The organism is Pseudomonas chlororaphis subsp. aurantiaca, from assembly GCF_013466605.1.
Classification (GTDB): Bacteria; Pseudomonadota; Gammaproteobacteria; order Pseudomonadales; family Pseudomonadaceae; genus Aquipseudomonas; species Aquipseudomonas chlororaphis_I.
In genome coordinates this window covers 1,653,763-1,669,164 of sequence record NZ_CP059162.1, presented here as the reverse complement: position 1 = coordinate 1,669,164, position 15,402 = coordinate 1,653,763, and the positions used below count along the sequence as shown (strand labels likewise).

16 protein-coding genes and 2 pseudogenes are annotated in these 15,402 nt (G+C 57.8%); 6 read left to right on the top strand and 12 right to left on the bottom strand.

Features of this window, described 5'->3' with window-relative positions:
* Positions 1-146 precede the first annotated feature (146 nt).
* Positions 147-983: a CvfB family protein gene (locus H0I86_RS07595; protein WP_023968236.1), complete on the bottom strand. Its 837-nt coding sequence runs from the start codon at positions 981-983 to the stop codon at positions 147-149.
* Between the two features lie 350 nt (positions 984-1,333).
* On the opposite strand from H0I86_RS07595, the gene H0I86_RS07590 reads away from it, so the two are divergent.
* The 3 genes from H0I86_RS07590 to H0I86_RS07580 all read left to right on the top strand — a co-directional run bounded on the left by H0I86_RS07590 (position 1,334) and on the right by H0I86_RS07580 (position 3,382).
* A complete protein-coding gene (locus tag H0I86_RS07590; RefSeq protein WP_016702300.1) occupies positions 1,334-1,522 on the top strand; it encodes a PFL_1563 family small protein in 189 nt (62 codons plus the stop codon).
* A gap of 196 nt (positions 1,523-1,718) precedes the next feature.
* The gene (locus H0I86_RS07585) at positions 1,719-2,432 is read left to right on the top strand and encodes a TorF family putative porin (protein WP_180924572.1); all 714 of its coding nucleotides are present in this window, start codon (positions 1,719-1,721) and stop codon (positions 2,430-2,432) included.
* 80 nt (positions 2,433-2,512) lie between these two features.
* On the top strand, positions 2,513-3,382 hold the full coding sequence (locus H0I86_RS07580; RefSeq protein ID WP_180924571.1) for a DUF6279 family lipoprotein: 870 nt from the start codon (positions 2,513-2,515) through the stop codon (positions 3,380-3,382).
* Positions 3,383-3,470: 88 nt separating this feature from the next.
* Here H0I86_RS07580 and H0I86_RS07575 read toward each other — a convergent pair whose 3' ends face one another.
* Entirely contained in the window at positions 3,471-3,863 is a 393-nt protein-coding gene (locus H0I86_RS07575; protein ID WP_180924570.1) for a transcriptional regulator, read from the bottom strand.
* A gap of 201 nt (positions 3,864-4,064) precedes the next feature.
* On the opposite strand from H0I86_RS07575, the gene H0I86_RS07570 reads away from it, so the two are divergent.
* Both H0I86_RS07570 and H0I86_RS07565 read left to right on the top strand, forming a co-directional pair.
* Positions 4,065-4,802, top strand: coding sequence for a DUF899 domain-containing protein (locus H0I86_RS07570; RefSeq protein ID WP_180924569.1), 738 nt, complete (start codon positions 4,065-4,067; stop codon positions 4,800-4,802).
* Between the two features lie 126 nt (positions 4,803-4,928).
* Positions 4,929-5,876, top strand: a complete 948-nt coding sequence (locus tag H0I86_RS07565) for an AraC family transcriptional regulator (RefSeq protein WP_180924568.1) — start codon at positions 4,929-4,931, stop codon at positions 5,874-5,876.
* A 76-nt stretch (positions 5,877-5,952) separates the two neighbouring features.
* Here the strand turns inward: H0I86_RS07565 and H0I86_RS07560 are convergent, their stop codons facing one another.
* From H0I86_RS07560 to H0I86_RS07550, 3 genes are read right to left on the bottom strand one after another with little or no spacing between them, the layout of a single operon-like run.
* Positions 5,953-7,332 carry a coiled-coil domain-containing protein gene (locus tag H0I86_RS07560; protein ID WP_180924567.1) on the bottom strand — a complete coding sequence of 460 codons (1,380 nt, stop codon included), beginning with the start codon at positions 7,330-7,332 and terminating at the stop codon, positions 5,953-5,955.
* Positions 7,332-8,756, bottom strand: a complete 1,425-nt coding sequence (locus tag H0I86_RS07555; protein ID WP_180924566.1) for a DUF6384 family protein — start codon at positions 8,754-8,756, stop codon at positions 7,332-7,334. Before H0I86_RS07555 ends, H0I86_RS07560 begins: the two co-directional genes overlap by 1 nt.
* Position 8,757: 1 nt before the next feature.
* Positions 8,758-9,864: an RLV_5639 family protein gene (locus H0I86_RS07550; protein ID WP_506551577.1), complete on the bottom strand. Its 1,107-nt coding sequence runs from the start codon at positions 9,862-9,864 to the stop codon at positions 8,758-8,760.
* Between the two features lie 752 nt (positions 9,865-10,616).
* Here H0I86_RS07550 and H0I86_RS07540 point away from each other — a divergent pair.
* Complete coding sequence (locus H0I86_RS07540) at positions 10,617-10,877, top strand: hypothetical protein (RefSeq protein WP_180924564.1); 261 nt, start codon at positions 10,617-10,619, stop codon at positions 10,875-10,877.
* A gap of 61 nt (positions 10,878-10,938) precedes the next feature.
* Here the strand turns inward: H0I86_RS07540 and H0I86_RS07535 are convergent, their stop codons facing one another.
* The 7 genes and pseudogenes from H0I86_RS07535 to H0I86_RS07515 all read right to left on the bottom strand — a co-directional run.
* Positions 10,939-11,388, bottom strand: a complete 450-nt coding sequence (locus H0I86_RS07535) for a DUF6911 family protein (protein WP_180924563.1) — start codon at positions 11,386-11,388, stop codon at positions 10,939-10,941.
* Entirely contained in the window at positions 11,385-11,540 is a 156-nt protein-coding gene (locus tag H0I86_RS32655; RefSeq protein WP_444547653.1) for a cytidine deaminase-like fold-containing protein, read from the bottom strand. The genes H0I86_RS07535 and H0I86_RS32655 overlap by 4 nt, the downstream gene beginning before the upstream one ends.
* Positions 11,518-11,949 carry a cytidine deaminase-like fold-containing protein gene (locus H0I86_RS32650; RefSeq protein WP_444547652.1) on the bottom strand — a complete coding sequence of 144 codons (432 nt, stop codon included), beginning with the start codon at positions 11,947-11,949 and terminating at the stop codon, positions 11,518-11,520. Before H0I86_RS32650 ends, H0I86_RS32655 begins: the two co-directional genes overlap by 23 nt.
* A 594-nt stretch (positions 11,950-12,543) precedes the next feature.
* Positions 12,544-12,801 (bottom strand): hypothetical protein, encoded by a 258-nt coding sequence (locus H0I86_RS07530; RefSeq protein ID WP_180924562.1) that lies wholly within the window; start codon positions 12,799-12,801, stop codon positions 12,544-12,546.
* Positions 12,798-13,055, bottom strand: a complete 258-nt coding sequence (locus tag H0I86_RS07525; RefSeq protein WP_258019454.1) for a polymorphic toxin type 43 domain-containing protein — start codon at positions 13,053-13,055, stop codon at positions 12,798-12,800. Before H0I86_RS07525 ends, H0I86_RS07530 begins: the two co-directional genes overlap by 4 nt.
* Positions 13,056-13,112: 57 nt before the next feature.
* Positions 13,113-14,264, bottom strand: a pseudogene (locus H0I86_RS07520) (IS3 family transposase).
* Positions 14,265-14,341: 77 nt separating this feature from the next.
* Positions 14,342-15,370, bottom strand: a pseudogene (locus tag H0I86_RS07515) (DUF637 domain-containing protein); the annotation flags it as partial.
* Positions 15,371-15,402: the final 32 nt, after the last annotated feature.

The following is a 15,402-nucleotide window of genomic DNA, read 5'->3' as shown; positions in this document are numbered from 1 at the left end:
GCTCGGATACACAGCCCCTGACTCCCGCCTCAAGCAGCCAGAAAAAAGGCAATAAAAAACCGCTGCCGGAACCGGCAGCGGTTGTTCGGTAACGCCCTCGTGGCGCGGTCTTATCTTCGACCGCAACTACGCCAGGCAGGAACGGATCAGGTCAGTTCAATGCGATCGGCATGAATAACGATCTGGCCATTCTTGTACAAGGCGCCGATGGCCTTCTTGAAGTTGCCCTTGCTGACGCCGAACAGGCCACTGATCACCGTCGGATCGCTCTTGTCGCTGACCGGCAGGGTGCCGTTGTTTTCCCGTAACTTGGCGAGGATCTTCGCGTTCAGGCTGCTGGCCAGTTCTTCGCCCACCGGTTGCAGGCTGAGACTGATCTTGCCGTCGGCGCGGATCTCTTTGATGAAGCCCTTTTCCTGTTTGCCCGGACGCAGGAACTTGAACACTTCGTTCTTGTGGATCAGGCCCCAGTGCTTGTTGTTGATGATCGCCTTGAAGCCCATGTCGGTGCTCTCGGCCACCAGCAGATCGACTTCCTGGCCGACCTTGTAGGTCACTGGAGCCTTGTCCAGGTAGCGGTCCAGGCGGGCCGTGGCGGTAATGCGACGGGTGTGCTTGTCGAGATAGACGTGCACCACGCAATACTCGCCAGCGGTCAGTTGGCGCTTTTCCTCGGAGTACGGCAGCAGCAGGTCCTTGGGCAGGCCCCAGTCGAGGAACACACCGATGCTGTTAACTTCCACGACTTTAAGACTGGCGAACTCACCGACTTGAACTTTTGGTTTTTCGGTAGTTGCAATTAACTTGTCGGCGCTATCCAGATAAACAAAAACATTCAACCAGTCTTCATCTTCACTGGGAATATCCTTGGGAATATAACGATTGGGCAGCAATATTTCGCCATCCGCCCCGCCGTCCAGATATAAACCGAAGTTGGTGTGTTTAACCACTTGCAAACTGTTGTAGCGCCCGACTAAAGCCATTTCCAATACCCTCATTGCGTGGGCGGCATTCTACCCGTTTTTCCGGGCCTGGTTGGCCCGAGTCGCCGGATAGCAACGGATATTTTCCTGAATGCCTTGATTTTTATGGCTTTGCGCCAGCAACCGGCTCCGCCCGTCAGGCCAACCAGCAGCGACTTTTGCCTCAGCGCCGCCGAGCAAGCCTTTGTTTGCGCCATTGTCTTTATTTAAAACAGCAGCTTATGGGGATATTCCCGAGATCAACTTAGGATTATTCGGGAGTTTCCGCTGTTATTTCAGGAGGATATTTACCAAGCAATTATCAAGCATTTCATGTATGATGGCTGGCCAAATTAATTTTCTGAAGGTTAATGGCCGCCATGCGTGTAAAAGCATCCAACAGCAAAGCAAAGCCAGCTCCAGCCGTTGAAACCAGCGAATCGATCAACGATCAAATTGCTGCTTTCCTGAAATCCGGCGGCGAGATCCAGCAAATTGCCAAAGGCGTCAGCGGCCAGACTTTCGGCCCGTCCAAGCAGATCAGCCTGGGCAAGAAGTAATCCCCCGCAACACCTCCTGGTCCCTATGCGCTTTGAGCCTCAAAGCGCTAGGACTAGAGTCCTGAGCCCTCCCCTCCCGTAAAAATCGACGAACGGCCCTCATCCCCGAGGTTTCGCCGGTATCCTTTCACACCTCTAGATCGAGCATTTCAGTAGGTTCCGCGGTTCCTGCTCCTCGCGTTTCATGGAGTGAAGCATGCTCAAACCCTCTCATGTGCTGCTTGCCAGCCTTCTCGCCAGCCCCTTGGTCCACGGGCAGATCTTCCAGCGCGAACTGGGGGACTTCGACCTCAAGCTCAGCAGCACCCCGAGCCGCAGCATGGCCCAGGGCCTGGTCAACCCCTCGGCCACCGGTTCGTTCCATGGCGGCCTGGACCTGACCCACGACAGCGGCTGGTATATCGGCCAGTGGTCGCCGAGCATGGGCCTGGGCGAGAGCGACCTGGAAGTGGACTCCTACCTGGGCTTCAAGCGCCCCTTCGATAAGACCCTGGGTTATGAAGTGGGGATGATCCAGTACAACTACCCGCAACTGGCCCCGCAGGACAGCCAGGAGTTCTACGGCGGCCTGACGCTGCTGGGCAGCCGCTTCGGCGCCGCGTTCAGCCAGGAGCCGGACAAGCGCAACAGCACCCTGTTCGCCGACCTGGGCGGCAACCAGCCTTTCGGCATCGGCGTCAGCATCAAGTACACCACTCATCAGCTGGGCAACCCGGTTTCGGTGAGCAGCGGCTATGTCAGCAGCTTCAACGACTGGTCGATCAAGTTCTCCCGCCCCTGGATGGGCATCGACCTGAAACTGATCTACAGCGACTCCAACCTCAATGGCAGCGATTGTTCGGCCTATTCTGGACATAACGCGCAATGCGACGGTCTGCTCACCTTCAAGGCCGAGCACTCGTTCTATTGAGCGGCTGAACTGCCGGAAGCATTCCGGGTTCAGATAAGAAACCCATGCCTTACAAACCCAGGCCTTCGCAAGGACTTGCCATGTCTCGCCGGCTGCAACACCTCACCCTGCTCGTGCTGTTGAGCCTGGTGCTGACCTCCTGCAATCGGGTCGGCCTGGCTTACCGCAACCTCGATGTAATCATTCCCTGGACGCTCAACGACTACCTGGAAATGAACCGCGAGCAGAAAATCTGGTTCAACGAGCGCCTCAAGGAACACCTGAGCTGGCATTGCAGCACGCAATTGCCCGGCTACCTGGCCTACCTGGACCGCCTGCAGCAGGTGGTCGAGCGCAATCAGGTCAACGATGCCGAACTGCAAGAGTTCACCCGCGAAGCCAAGCAGGCCATTGCCCAGACCGCCCGCGCGATCGCGCCTTCGGCCATCGAGTTGCTGCGGGGCCTGGACGACCGACAGGTCGCGGAAATGAAGGCGGCCTTCGCCAAGGACATGCGCCAACGCCGCAGCAAATACCTCAAGCGGCCACTGGAACAACAGATCAGGCTGCGCGCCCAACGCATGGACAAACGCCTGACTACCTGGCTCGGCCCCCTCACGCCCGAGCAGGCCCGGCGGGTGACGGACTGGTCAACGTCCCTCGGCGAACAGAACCAGCTCTGGCTCGCCAACCGGGCCAACTGGCAGGCGCAGTTCAGTGCCGCGCTGGAACAACGCCAGAACAGTGACTTCGACAAACGCATCGAACGCCTGCTGGTGGATCGCGAAAGCTTCTGGACACCGGCTTATCGCCAAGCCTATGCCAACAGCGAACAGGCGTCGCGCAACCTGCTGGTGGACGTGATGGCCCAAAGCACGCCAACCCAGCGCGAGCATCTGCGCAACAAGCTGCAGAATGTGCGCGATGAGTTCGAGGCATTGAAATGCATGAGGACGGCACGCCAGAAGTAACGCCCGGCGCGGCCTGCGCCAACGCGCTCGCTGCTGCAAGGCATGTCCCCCGCAGCAGCGAGCTTGCTCGTGATGTTCGTGATACGCGTCAGGCAATCTGCGCCTTGCTCGCCAGCTCATCGAACACCGTCGGCTCCAGCGCATCGGCCTGTTCGTCCAGCACCTGGCGCGGGTGATCGTTGCCCGGAATGCAGCTGTCGATCATGCACAGCAGGCTGGAACCACGCGGCGTCAGCCTGAAGTTCTCACCGTTGCCGCCTTCCTCCTCGGGACGCGGCTCGATGAACCCCCGGTCCAGCAACAGTTTTTCGTACGCGGCGGCGGTGCTTTTCAGCTCATCCAGATTGCCTGTGGGTTCACCCTCGGCCGCCTTGGCCGCGGCATGCTGCTCGGCATAAGGCCGCGGCGTGAAACTGTGGCCCGCGCCGTTCTGCACTTCGTGCAGCAATCGTTCGATCAGATCCCAGTTATAAGTCGTCATCCTGTTCCGCCTCCATTCATGAAAAAGAGAGATGCCTGTACCCAGGTTGTGACAGGCGCCACCGGTAGCCGTTCAGCGGCGTCGAGCAGGCGGGCGACCGTTGGGCGGAACCGTCCGGCGACTGTCGATTTGCCCGTGGGCGAAACGACTAGCCTGTGTAGGCACTGTCGCCGCGCCACCTTTGCCGCAGGAGAAGACGTCATGCACCTCAACGATCATCCGGTCGTATCCCGGGAACAATGGATACAGGCCCGCAAGCAGCACCTGATTCACGAAAAGGCGTTCACCCGCCAGCGCGACCAGCTCAGCGCCGAGCGGCGCGCCCTGCCCTGGGTGAAAATCGACAAGCCCTACCGCTTCCAGGGTCCCCACGGCGAACTGAGCCTGGCCGACCTGTTCGGCGGTCGCAGCCAGTTGGTGGTCTACCACTTCATGTTCGCCGAAGGCTGGGACGAAGGTTGCCCGGGCTGCTCCTTCCTCTCCGACCATATCGACGGTGCCAACCAGCACCTGGCCCACCACGACATCGCGCTGGTGGCGGTGTCCCACGCACCCTTCGCCGAGTTCCAGGCCTTCAAGCGGCGCATGGGCTGGAAGTTCGACTGGGTCTCGTCCGCCGGCTGTGATTTCAACTACGACTTCGGGGTCTGCGCCCGGGCCGACGAGGTCGCCGCCGGCACCGCCACCTACAACTACGAAAAAACCGACGGCGCCGAAGAAGAGCTGCCCGGCCTCAGCGTGTTCTACCGCAATGAAGACGGTGAGATCTTCCACACCTACTCCACCTACGCTCGTGGCCTGGACCTGCTGGTGGGGGCCTACAACTACCTGGACCTGACGCCCAAGGGGCGCAACGAAGAGCAGATCATGGACTGGGTCAGGCACCATGATCGTTATGACGACAAACCGGCCGCCAGTTGCTGCCATGGCGATTCCTGAGCGCTAGACGGCGATCGCGAGCCAGCCTGCTGCTATAGAGCCGGCTCGCCATCACGTTCGTCCGGCCGACGGAAAAAACCCGGCCGGCACAAACCCGTGGCCTGGCCCCCGGCTAAACTTGGCTCCATGAGCCCCGCCTACCACAGCCTCCACGAATACACCCAACGCATGAACCGGGTGCTGGAGCATATCGACCAACACCTGGACCAGCCGCTGGAGCTGGCCGAACTCGCGCAGGTCGCGCATTTTTCGCCCTTTCACTTCCATCGCCTGTTCACCGCCTGGGTCGGCGAAACCCTGGGCGACTACCTGCGCCGGCGCCGCCTGGCCTGTGCCGCCTATCAGCTGGCCAGCCATCCGGAGTTGAGCATCCTGGAAGTGGCGCTGGAGGTCGGCTTCAGCTCCGGCGAAGCGTTCTCCCGGGCGTTCAAGCAGCATTTCTCGGTCACCCCGAGCACCTGGCGCAGCACTGAACCCAAACGCTGGCACCGACGCCTCAGCGACGTCCGCGAACGGCGCCTGCGCGAATTGAGCAATCCTGATCAGACGCACATCCCGGCCTTCGACGATCCTGACGCCTTCATCCACCTGAAGGAACTCACGATGAACGTCACTCTCAAGGAACTGCCTCCAGTCCGCGTCGCCTACCTGCGCTACATCGGCCCCTACGGGCCGGGCATCGGCACCTTCTGGCGCGACACCGTCGCCCCCTGGATGGTCGAAAACGGCCTGCTGGGCCGCGTGCGCTACGGCATCGGCCACGACGATCCCTACCTCACCCCACCGGAAAAATGCCGCTACGACGCCTGCGTCGAAGTCCCCGCCGACTTCAAGGCCAGCGCCCCCGCCGTCGTCACCACCCTGCTCGGCGGCCTCTACGCCGTCGCCCACTACCAGGGCAAAGGCCCCGACATCGCCGACGCCTGGACCGAACTGTGCCGCGACTGGCTGCCCAAGAGCGGCATGCAGTTCGACGCCCGACCGGCGTTCGAGCGTTATCCGGTGGACGCGAAATACGACATGAAGACGGGGGAATTGGAGTGTGAGATCTGTATTCCGGTGAAGGCGTTGTAAGCCGCGCTGGGCTTGGGCGAAACGATACGGGGCAGCTTGTGCTGCCCCGTTTTTTTGCGTCTCAGGAATACTCGGTCTAGAGGCTGTCGCTGGTAGAGAACCCGCCGCCCGTCGATCGGGAGGAGCTGAACGAGCTGCTGGAACTTGAGCTGGAACCTGAGCTACTACTTGCGGAACTGCTCGGGCGACTGCTGGAACGGCTACTCGAGCTGCCGCTGGAACCGCCGCTCCAAAAGCTCGGGGCCGGCCTGCTTGCGCGGCGATGGCTCCCCACCTCATTCGCCACCTGGGAGAGGGACAGCGCGCCCTGCATGAACCCGGCAACCAGAGAGTCAAGATTCATACTTGCGGAGTAGCTGTAGCTACCGCTGATAGACCCACTCGACTGCAGTTCACGCTCAAGCTGCTTGGCTCTCGCATAGTCGCGCTCGGTATCCCTGCACTTCATCTCCAGGAACGGCACGCGCAACCGCAGATCATCGAGTTCAGCGCGTAAATCACGCACCCTCTGCACCAGCTCGTCGTCCTGCGGCGTCGCTGTCTGCCCGGCCAGGTGCTCAAGCTTGGCATCACTCATCTCGGCCAATTGCCGGGACAACAGCTCAGCAACCTGAGCAAAATGCTCGTCCCCCTTGGAGACGAACAGCCCCAGGCGCTCATGAACGGCATTGGCCTGAGCCTTGCCGGCCTCCACGGCCTCGCGCTCCGTCTTCAGGCGCGCCTCCAGCACCGACAACAGGGTGCCAGCCAGGGCTTGCTGATACAACCGCGCCAGCTCGGCCTCCTGAACGGCCCGGTGGCTGTCCCGTTGCCACTGAGTTCCTTCATTGGCTTCCTGCATGGCCAGAAGGCTCTGCTCGATCGCACTGTTCTGCGGGAAATTGCACAGGCGGGCAATCCACCGATCCAACTCCCGAAAAAACGTCCGGCCAACATAACGATCCGTACCGAACCCGCGCCCCTTCAGGTAGAGGTACAGAGGCTCGGTCTGAAAGGCCCGAAGCTTGCCGCGACATTCATCACGCAGCTCCTGGTAAGACGCAGCTGCCTCGTTGCAACGCTCGACAGCCTCCGCGAGGATCGCGGCTTGCTGTTGGTACGCTGGATCTACCGTCAACTGCCGGTCGACATCGGCAACGAGGGCCTCGATTTCCTGGGAAACCGTCGACATCTCCTGCAAGTGCTTGGCAACCCCCGCCTCCGCCACCGCCAATTGCTCACGCAACCCGGACTCGCTCCGCTCCCGCTGGTCCAGCAAACGCTGAACCTCGCCCGACAGCTGAGCCCCACCGGCCAATTGAACACTGGCGATCTGTGGAAATACGTCAGCGATCTGCTGTTGCAGGCGCAGCTCCTGCTCGTGGGCATTGGACAACTCGAGCTGGAACCTACGCAGTTCGGCCTCGTATCGCCGAGAGTTCTCGCCAAGGGACGCAATCATGCTGCTCGAGTTCATTACCACTCCAGGATGTAATCAGGTTTGGTTTTGACAGGCCCTTTAACAAAGGTGAAGGTCAACGAGTTGGCCGCCTTTTTACCCATCAAGCGATCATCGACATGACCATCCAGAAGCTTGTCATTCTTGGCTGCCTGATAGGTTGCCTGGCTGACGCGCACGCCAAAGATCGAGGCATAACGCCGCTCCCCGCTCTCGATGCTGGTGATGGGGACCGGGACCACATTGCCTGAGGCATCGCTCGCCTCGGTCAGCAGATACCAGGTCTTGCCTCCAGTCGGATCATAGTTGCGTTCGATCATCGACTTCTCGCCGGTGCGGCTGACCACTTCCAGGGTCAAGGGCGTGGCCGCGACGGTCCGCAATCGTTCGATCTCCTGTAGGCCATGCTCGGCAGCCGCCGTATTCATATCCTTGACGGCCTGATCGACCTTGGCGAACAAGGGTTGGAACTGCTCGGCATCCACCTTGCTCAAGCCCATCTTGCGCAGGTTGCCCCGGGCCTCTTGCAACTGCGTGAGATAGGGGCTGACCACGCTTGTTTGCGTTACCAGCGCATCCAGCTGGCCAAGCGCCGACTGGACCGCCGGCAGGCCTTGGGTGTCGGCCTGATCCAATGCGGAGCGCGCCTTGGTTGCCGCGGCGGCAAGCGCCGGATAGGTCGTGCCGAGCACCGCGAACGACCCAGCCGTCACCTGGGTTTTCAACTTGGTATCCGCCGCCAGAAGCTGCGCAACCGTGTTCAGCTGAGGCTCCAGCGCCTGCAGGTCGGCAGCCTCCTTCTTCAGGTTTTCAGTCACCGAAACCGCCAGCGCGGCATCCTCGGCCCGGCTCTGTGCGGTGACTTTGGGCGGCAGGCTGACCGGCTGCGCCAGGCGAACCTTCTCCAGTGCCTCATGGACAGGTTTAAGCAGCCGGACCGCGGCCGGCACATTGTTGGCCAACGCCTCCGACTCAAGGCCCGACAGGCGTTTTTCCAGGCGATCCAACTGCACGCCCCGAGCATCGGCCTGGGCCCGTGCCTGATCCACCTGAGTCTGGGTGGCCTGCAGGCGCACCCCGGCAAAAAAATCGGCTACCGGCCGCGCCATGAAAATCGCGCCCAGGCTCACGATCGAGAACACCGCCAGGGGCATCAGCCATTGAGCACGAGTGATATAGGCCTGCGCCAAGCATTTCGACCATGGGCCCATCGGCTGGGCCTCGTAGGTCAGTCGAGTGGCAAAGAAACTTCGCACGCCCTCCTCGACCAGAGCATCCTCGACCTCGATCCCCCGGGATCGATAGAACTCGCGAATCCGTTCAGCCACCAACTGCCGGTGCCTGGGCAGGTCCAGATGTTTCTGCACCTCGGCCTGGCTGTGCCGCAGCTCATCGATGAGGGCCATGGCCCCCATCTGTTCGGTGAGGGAAACCTGGCTCACCTCAGAGCCCCTTTTGCAGGAGCGCGCTGAAACGACGCTTGCTGTCCTCGGTGATCGACTCGATCTCGGCCGCCGCCGCAGAAGACTCCTTGCGCAACTCCTGGATCAGGCTCAGGCTGCTGGCCTGGAACTCCACCACGGCCTCGGCCAGCGCTTTGACCGAACTGACCTTCAGGTTGGTACCGTAGCCCGCCTTCAGCGCGGCATTGAGCTGCTCCCCGCCCACTTTGGCCTGCGCCTCGAGACTGGAGTTGATCCCCTCGTTCATCGCATTAAGGGTATTGGTGACTTCAGCCAGCCCGCCGGAGGACGTGAAGCCCGCCGCCAGGCCGGTGAGCACGATCTCATTGGTGGCGAAAAAGCTTACGGCACGCTGGTACAAGCGCTCCTTCACCGAGTGGTACTGGCTCAAACGCGCAAACACCAGCTCGGCTGCGTTGTAGGCCGCCTTCAGCTGATCGGCGATGTCGGTGATGATCTGGTAACGCTTGTCCTCGTCCTGCAGATTGCGCAGCGCCACATCCCGCGCCAACTCCAGCTTCACCCGCTCGGCCGCCTCAAGCTCGGCCACCTCAAGCGCCGCGCCGACATCCGCCAGGGTTTTACGCCCGGCATCGAGCTGCGCCTGCGCCACTTTCTGCACCTCACAGGCATCGACCTCGGCCGTCTTCATGGCCAGCCGATAGTCCTGGTAAGCCTCCAGGATCAGGGTTTCCAACTGGATCTGCTCATTGGCCGACTTGGCCACCGCCAGATAATGCTTGCGAATGTCCTCGAAGCGATCCGGAATCGATCCACGGCGCATGTTCAGCCAGGCCAGCTGGATACGCTCGGAGAATTGCAGCTTGCCGTCGGCCATCCACTCCATCATCTGCTGCGCGTCGGCCTGGATCGAATCGAAACTGGCGGCGATGTCGGCATACCGGGTACTGATATCCATGCTCTGCAGCTTGTCGCGCACCGAGGCATTAAAGACCGTGGACTGTTGCAGGGTGGCGGCGATATTGGTCACCCGGTTGGCGTCATACACCGCCACCTTGTCCAGCAACGCCAGCACGGGTGCATCCTGGGTGGGAAAATTGATACCGACCGAGCGAAGGGCGGACATGGAGCGTTCGAGGTAGTTCATGAGCGTATTCCCAGTGTGGAGCCTTGGTTCAAAAGCTCCATCATCCTTTGACAGGTGAATAAGCGAAGGGGCTTCCACCCCTCGGAATCGGGTACAGACAGGAGCATCGAAAGCATCGCGAAAGAGACGATGCCGCCTGGAAATCTGGAGGCTTTGCGTGCACATCCCGCGCAGGGCGTTACCCGAGACAGACAGCGGGCAGAACCGCTGAAACAGCCGCCACAGGCCCTGCCTAGTGGATGTGCGCGCCGAATGGTAACAGAGCTTGGGGCTGAAAGTTCTCATCTGAGCCCGGTACTTTTAGCAAAGTGCCAGTATTGCCTGGAGTCTTTTGCGGGAAGCCGTACTCTGGAAAACGCACGGGGTGTTTTATTGGATATTGGAGCTGCCCACCAAGCCGACAGCTTCCTTCTGGGCTAATCAGAAAAGCCCTACAGCCTACAGTGCACTCACCTTATTCCTGCCAACCACAGTGCGATTTACAGTCGATGGGTCGCCCAGATGGCGACCGGGTTTGGCGACCTGAGAGACACAAGTAGGCTGCGTATTCTGCAATGAGGCAGAATACGCCGCTGCGAGCGCAGCCCTTGGCTTTATGGCAGCTGTGCGCGGGAGACCTTCGGGTCTGCCGGTTTCTTGTGTCGCCGGTTCGCCAACCTGCGTACAGCCGCCACCCATTCGTTTGGCGACGAATGAGTAGCGATACTCAGACAGGCACAAGGATAGAAACCATGAACCGCTACATGCCCATCACCGGCCACGACTGCAACATCCCCTACCTGCTGATCGACACCCAGGCACCTGTCGATGTGCTGCACGACGCAGCGGCTTATCGCATTCGTGCGGTGACTCAGTTGCTGGAAAACTTTGCGGAGCCTGAACTACCACACACTAGACCAGTAGTTCTTCAAGAGCTGGCACTAGTCTGCACCATTTTATTGCGCGACGGGTGCGATTTGATGGATGTGACTGGACGACGGTTGCAAGAATAATTTTAGTCTAGACAGCAAGTATCCCCCAGCAATACTGGGGGATACTTATTTCATTTAATGATTAAGGTTTTGGGTTCCACTGAGAACGTATATGTAGTAATCCTGTACGCAGATCCCCACAATTGAAAAACTCTCTAAACATAGCCTGCGCAACTGAAAGATCCGAACACACCGTGCGCGCATCCCAATCATCATCACCAAAACGAACGGTTCCTCGAAATGGAGAGTCTCCCGGCTCCCACCACTCTTGCAGCTCAGCTTTAGGGTCAGAAGAATTTGTTAGAACAATTAACCTATATTGGCCAAGCAAGGACTTCATGCATAATTCTTTGACAAAGGAAGATTCAGAACCAATTACTCTAAGATAGACAAATCCGCCATTATCAAACGCATTTCCAAGTGCGGCACAAACTCTTTCCCAAACAGGCCTGTCTGTAGTCTCAGCAGGTGGACTCATCGAATTATCAAGAGCACACAACTCCAAAAATAAACCAGCACACTTCTCACTCATTCTTCCCAACCTCTTCCTCGCACCCACTCATAAACTCGCCCTTTTACTGTATCAACGACCTTAAGATTATTTAATCCCGACCGATCAGCAGCGGCAGTTAAGTTTGACTTACAGAATGAACACACCTCCTCACCTCTGACGACTATCGTCATATTCTGGTCTCGCGTCAGACCCGCGTCGGAATGCTTGCTGTATTAGTCCTATTTCCGCTTGAGCATTAGCCATTGTAGAGTTTGGTTTGCCTGGTGGAATCAGATCCGCAATCAAAGTTGGTTTGTTCGGGTTAGCTATTACCGTAGGCCTTGCAGTCTGGTTAGTATCAACCAGGGTTTTCCCTCCGATACTACTTTCCGCTGTTACAGTAACTGGTGCTTTTGCCCCGGGCAAGGTTGTACCAATCCGTGAGTCTCTTGCTTGCGCAGCAAGAAGATCATTTTTTAAGCCCTCCTTAGCTATTGGAGAGGTAGCTGAAATCCCTGCCGGCCCCGCTGCCCCAGCTCCCACAACCGGCTTCGCCCTAGGTATCCCTAGGCTTGCAACACCAAGAGCCCCGGCAACCATATTGCCAACAGCGTTTCAAGTATCACCATTGAGCGCTTGGTTTACACCATAGCCCGCTTGGAGTACTCCGTTAGCTGCGGCAGCAATCCGGATCGTTGTGCCTAACGGCCCTGAAAGACCATAAATGGCAGGGCCACCAATATGGAATAGTTTTTAGCATAAGAAATAGCGGGGAACCTTAAAGTCGCTCGCTTTACCTTTCGACACCCTCTATCAGCCACTTAAAAATCCAACATTCCGCTGACCATAAGGATAATTACCGAACTAGTTGACTATCAGCGCATCGACTTCAGGGACGTCATACTTCACTCAGAAGATCACGACACAAACAAGACCAAACTATCTATATCTGGCAAGCTTCTTGGCCCAATGACGAACTTTCTGAGTAGCGCCTTCCCTGCTTAAAACCTCTAAAGAAGCTTGTAACTCGGGAGTCCTGACAAAGAACTCAACCCATTGCAGCCCCATACTCGACCAATATTCACTATTACTTTTAAGAGCTGCAAGAATCACGCCTTCGAAGGGGAACAAATCTAAATACCCTCTAGACAGCCCAATATTTATAAAACCTTCAGCTATTAACGAGAAGGCAGCTTAAGGGCTTTTTTCTAGAATAGGAAGCAAGAAAACATAGGACCTTTCATCAGACAAGATTCGAATACAACCATCTTTAGCTATCCCCCACACCCCTTCAAGGGTAATGCCTACCTTGGCTCGCCCTTCTGACAAATCAAAAATCGGCAGCCAATAGTAATCTTGCGCTTTTTCAGAATCGCACTGAGGACTTTTATTCCATGGAATAACGAGCGCCTCCAGATCCTTAGCAAACGTCACTTTTAGGTTTTCTTTCATCTCGATATTCCTGGAGTATGGACAACTTCCACGCCATGACTACTCATGAATTTTTTAAACTGCTCACGAAGTTCAGGATTCCAGTTCGTTCCATAATGCCCACTCCACTCATATGTGCGGAGAGCACCATTTTCTCGCCAAATTCCGCCACCAAGAATGCTATCAGATGATGGAATTTTTCCTGCATCCAAAATCCCATCATGCCCAAATCGATTTTTACCCATTATAAATCTTTGACTTTGTGGATCAAAGATAAAGTCAATCGGTTTAGAGTTGCTTAGATTTTTTACCGCATTTGAAGATTGTAGTGGTCAACTAATCCCGGACACGACGTTAAGTTTTTTCTCGGCCTGAGCCGGGGCCAGCCCATCGTTGAACTGGTGCGGTCGAGTCCAGTTGTACCGATGCATCAGGTAATGACTGATGTCTCGGTGCGCCTCTTGAGCCGTCATGTAGCCCACGGTCGGTATCCATTCAGTTTTCAAACTGCGAAACACACGCTCCATCGGCGCATTATCCCAACAGTTTCCACGACGGCTCATGCTTTGGCGCATGCGGTAACGCCAGAGCCGTTGGCGAAACTGGCGACTGCCGTATTGCGAGCCCTGATCCGAGTGAAACAGCAGTCCTTGAGGCCGGCCACGCTGCTCGTAAGCCATATCCAGAGCCTTGATCACTAAGTCCGCGTCCGGTTTGCTCGACAGCGCCCAGCCCACAACTCGGCGCGCATAGAGATCCAGCACGACAGCCAGATAATGCCATTTCCCTTGGGCCCAGATGTAGGTGATATCGCCACACCAGACTTGGTTGGGTGCCGGCACTTCAAACTCTCGATTCAAGATGTTCGGAATATCCGGTCGCTCAACCGTCGCTTGTTTGTAAGCATGTGATCCAGGTTGTTTGCTGACTAACGCCAGCTCCCGCATCAGACCACGCACCTTGAACCGTCCGATTTGCTCGCCATCTTCCTGCATCATCGACACAATGCTGCGGCTGCCGGCGGCGCTCCGACTTTGCGTGAACAACTCATTGACTCGACTGCGTAACCGAAGTCGTTCAACGTCCGGAGTTCGACATCTGAGGCGGTGGGCGTAGTAGCACGAACGAGTGATATCAAAGCCAATCAACCGGCTCTTGGGTGCTCAGTTGATCAATCAGCGCGTGCGCTCGTGCTCTTCCGACATCAAGAGCGCGGTAGCCTTTTTTAAAATGGATTTCTCCCGCTCAAGACGAGCGATCCGGGCTTCCAACTCCTGGATCTTCTGCTGCTCGGGCGTCAGCGCTTTTGTCTGCGGAGTAACACCACTGCGCTCCTGCTGGAGTTGGTTAACCCAGCGACGCAACGCGGACTCGACCACCCCGAGCGAGCGGCAGGCCTCGATATGGCTATAGCCTTGATCGAGCACGAGAGCTGCAGCCTCGCGTTTGAATTCAGCGGAAAAGGAACGACGTTGCTTGGTCATCAGACACCTCTATCTGGCGAGCATTCTCGCCTAAATGGGTGTCCGGTTTCATTAGACCACTACACTTTCAGCTTAGCGGCAAGATCCCCTACCCCTTTGTTCCCAGCAGCGGCCGCTAGATCAAGCCCCTCCCCGGCGATTGCACTGCCAAGGTTCTTGCCAAAACTTCCACCGTTGATAGCCGTGGAAACGCCGCTGTTGATAAGAGCATGAGTACCACTGCGAAGCACTGTTTGCTCAGCATTGCTCCAGCTGAGCATGTCTCCTGAATACCCAGGATTTTGGACTGGACCAGCTCCTATAACCTTCGAGCCACCATTCGTTGCCCCACTGGGCGCCTGGAACCATTTACTGTCGACATAACTGATCGCACCAGCAGCCAAACCTCCAATAGCAGCATTTTTAAGGCTATTGGAGCTGAAGGTGTCCCTGAAGGCTCCCCCCAAGTTGCCTTTGTTATTAATCACACTCACGGCACCAGTGCTTGCCATCGAGGTCAGTGCAGTTGAGGCCATTACATTTCCCCAACCAGCGGCAACAGCCTCAGCAGTGGTCGCTGCTGCCATCGCACTTCCAGAGCCCGCCGTCGCACTGGCTGCAGTTCCCACCGCCGCACTCGCAGCCCCTGCAGTCAACACCGTCACGATGATGATGATCGCCAACATCGCACCCTGGCCAAGGCCGGAGTGGCTGTACTTGAACGACTCGTGGGTTTCCTTCACCAAGCGCCAGTCCACATCACCACGTTTCTCGGCGTCTTTTAGCCACGCCAGCTGTGGGTCTGCCTGCACCATGGCATCGATGGTCTGGCTCACCGATTTCTGGTCAATGTGCTTGATATCGATCTTCAGGCCATCGACCGCCTTGATCGCCAATTGGCCCTGAGCCACCAATTGACTTTGGCGCAAGGTTTCATCGGTATTGCCTTTGCCCTTGGCACTGGTCCACGACAGGCTGTTGCTGCTCTTCTCGTGACTCTCCTGATGCAGGTCCTTCACCCCTTCGAAGGTGATCTCCCCACCGCTGACCAGCGTCAGGTCACTGCCACTCTCCAGCTTCGCCGCCTGGTACTTCTGGTCTCCGCCGCTGACCAGCGTCAGGTCGCCTCAGGGCCGCGACCTGCTCGGAAGTCAGATCA

Bases quoted from the DNA above. Each gene is read 5' to 3' on its own strand.
- H0I86_RS07595 (WP_023968236.1), bottom strand. From the start codon at position 983: ATGGCTTTAGTCGGGCGCTACAACAGTTTGCAAGTGGTTAAACACACC.
- H0I86_RS07590 (WP_016702300.1), top strand. From the start codon at position 1,334: ATGGCCGCCATGCGTGTAAAAGCATCCAACAGCAAAGCAAAGCCAGCT.
- H0I86_RS07585 (WP_180924572.1), top strand. From the start codon at position 1,719: ATGCTCAAACCCTCTCATGTGCTGCTTGCCAGCCTTCTCGCCAGCCCC.
- H0I86_RS07580 (WP_180924571.1), top strand. From the start codon at position 2,513: ATGTCTCGCCGGCTGCAACACCTCACCCTGCTCGTGCTGTTGAGCCTG.
- H0I86_RS07575 (WP_180924570.1), bottom strand. From the start codon at position 3,863: ATGACGACTTATAACTGGGATCTGATCGAACGATTGCTGCACGAAGTG.
- H0I86_RS07570 (WP_180924569.1), top strand. From the start codon at position 4,065: ATGCACCTCAACGATCATCCGGTCGTATCCCGGGAACAATGGATACAG.
- H0I86_RS07565 (WP_180924568.1), top strand. From the start codon at position 4,929: ATGAGCCCCGCCTACCACAGCCTCCACGAATACACCCAACGCATGAAC.
- H0I86_RS07560 (WP_180924567.1), bottom strand. From the start codon at position 7,332: ATGAACTCGAGCAGCATGATTGCGTCCCTTGGCGAGAACTCTCGGCGA.
- H0I86_RS07550 (WP_506551577.1), bottom strand. From the start codon at position 9,864: ATGTCCGCCCTTCGCTCGGTCGGTATCAATTTTCCCACCCAGGATGCA.
- H0I86_RS07540 (WP_180924564.1), top strand. From the start codon at position 10,617: ATGAACCGCTACATGCCCATCACCGGCCACGACTGCAACATCCCCTAC.
- H0I86_RS07535 (WP_180924563.1), bottom strand. From the start codon at position 11,388: ATGAGTGAGAAGTGTGCTGGTTTATTTTTGGAGTTGTGTGCTCTTGAT.
- H0I86_RS32655 (WP_444547653.1), bottom strand. From the start codon at position 11,540: ATGACGATAGTCGTCAGAGGTGAGGAGGTGTGTTCATTCTGTAAGTCA.
- H0I86_RS32650 (WP_444547652.1), bottom strand. From the start codon at position 11,949: ATGGTTGCCGGGGCTCTTGGTGTTGCAAGCCTAGGGATACCTAGGGCG.
- H0I86_RS07530 (WP_180924562.1), bottom strand. From the start codon at position 12,801: ATGAAAGAAAACCTAAAAGTGACGTTTGCTAAGGATCTGGAGGCGCTC.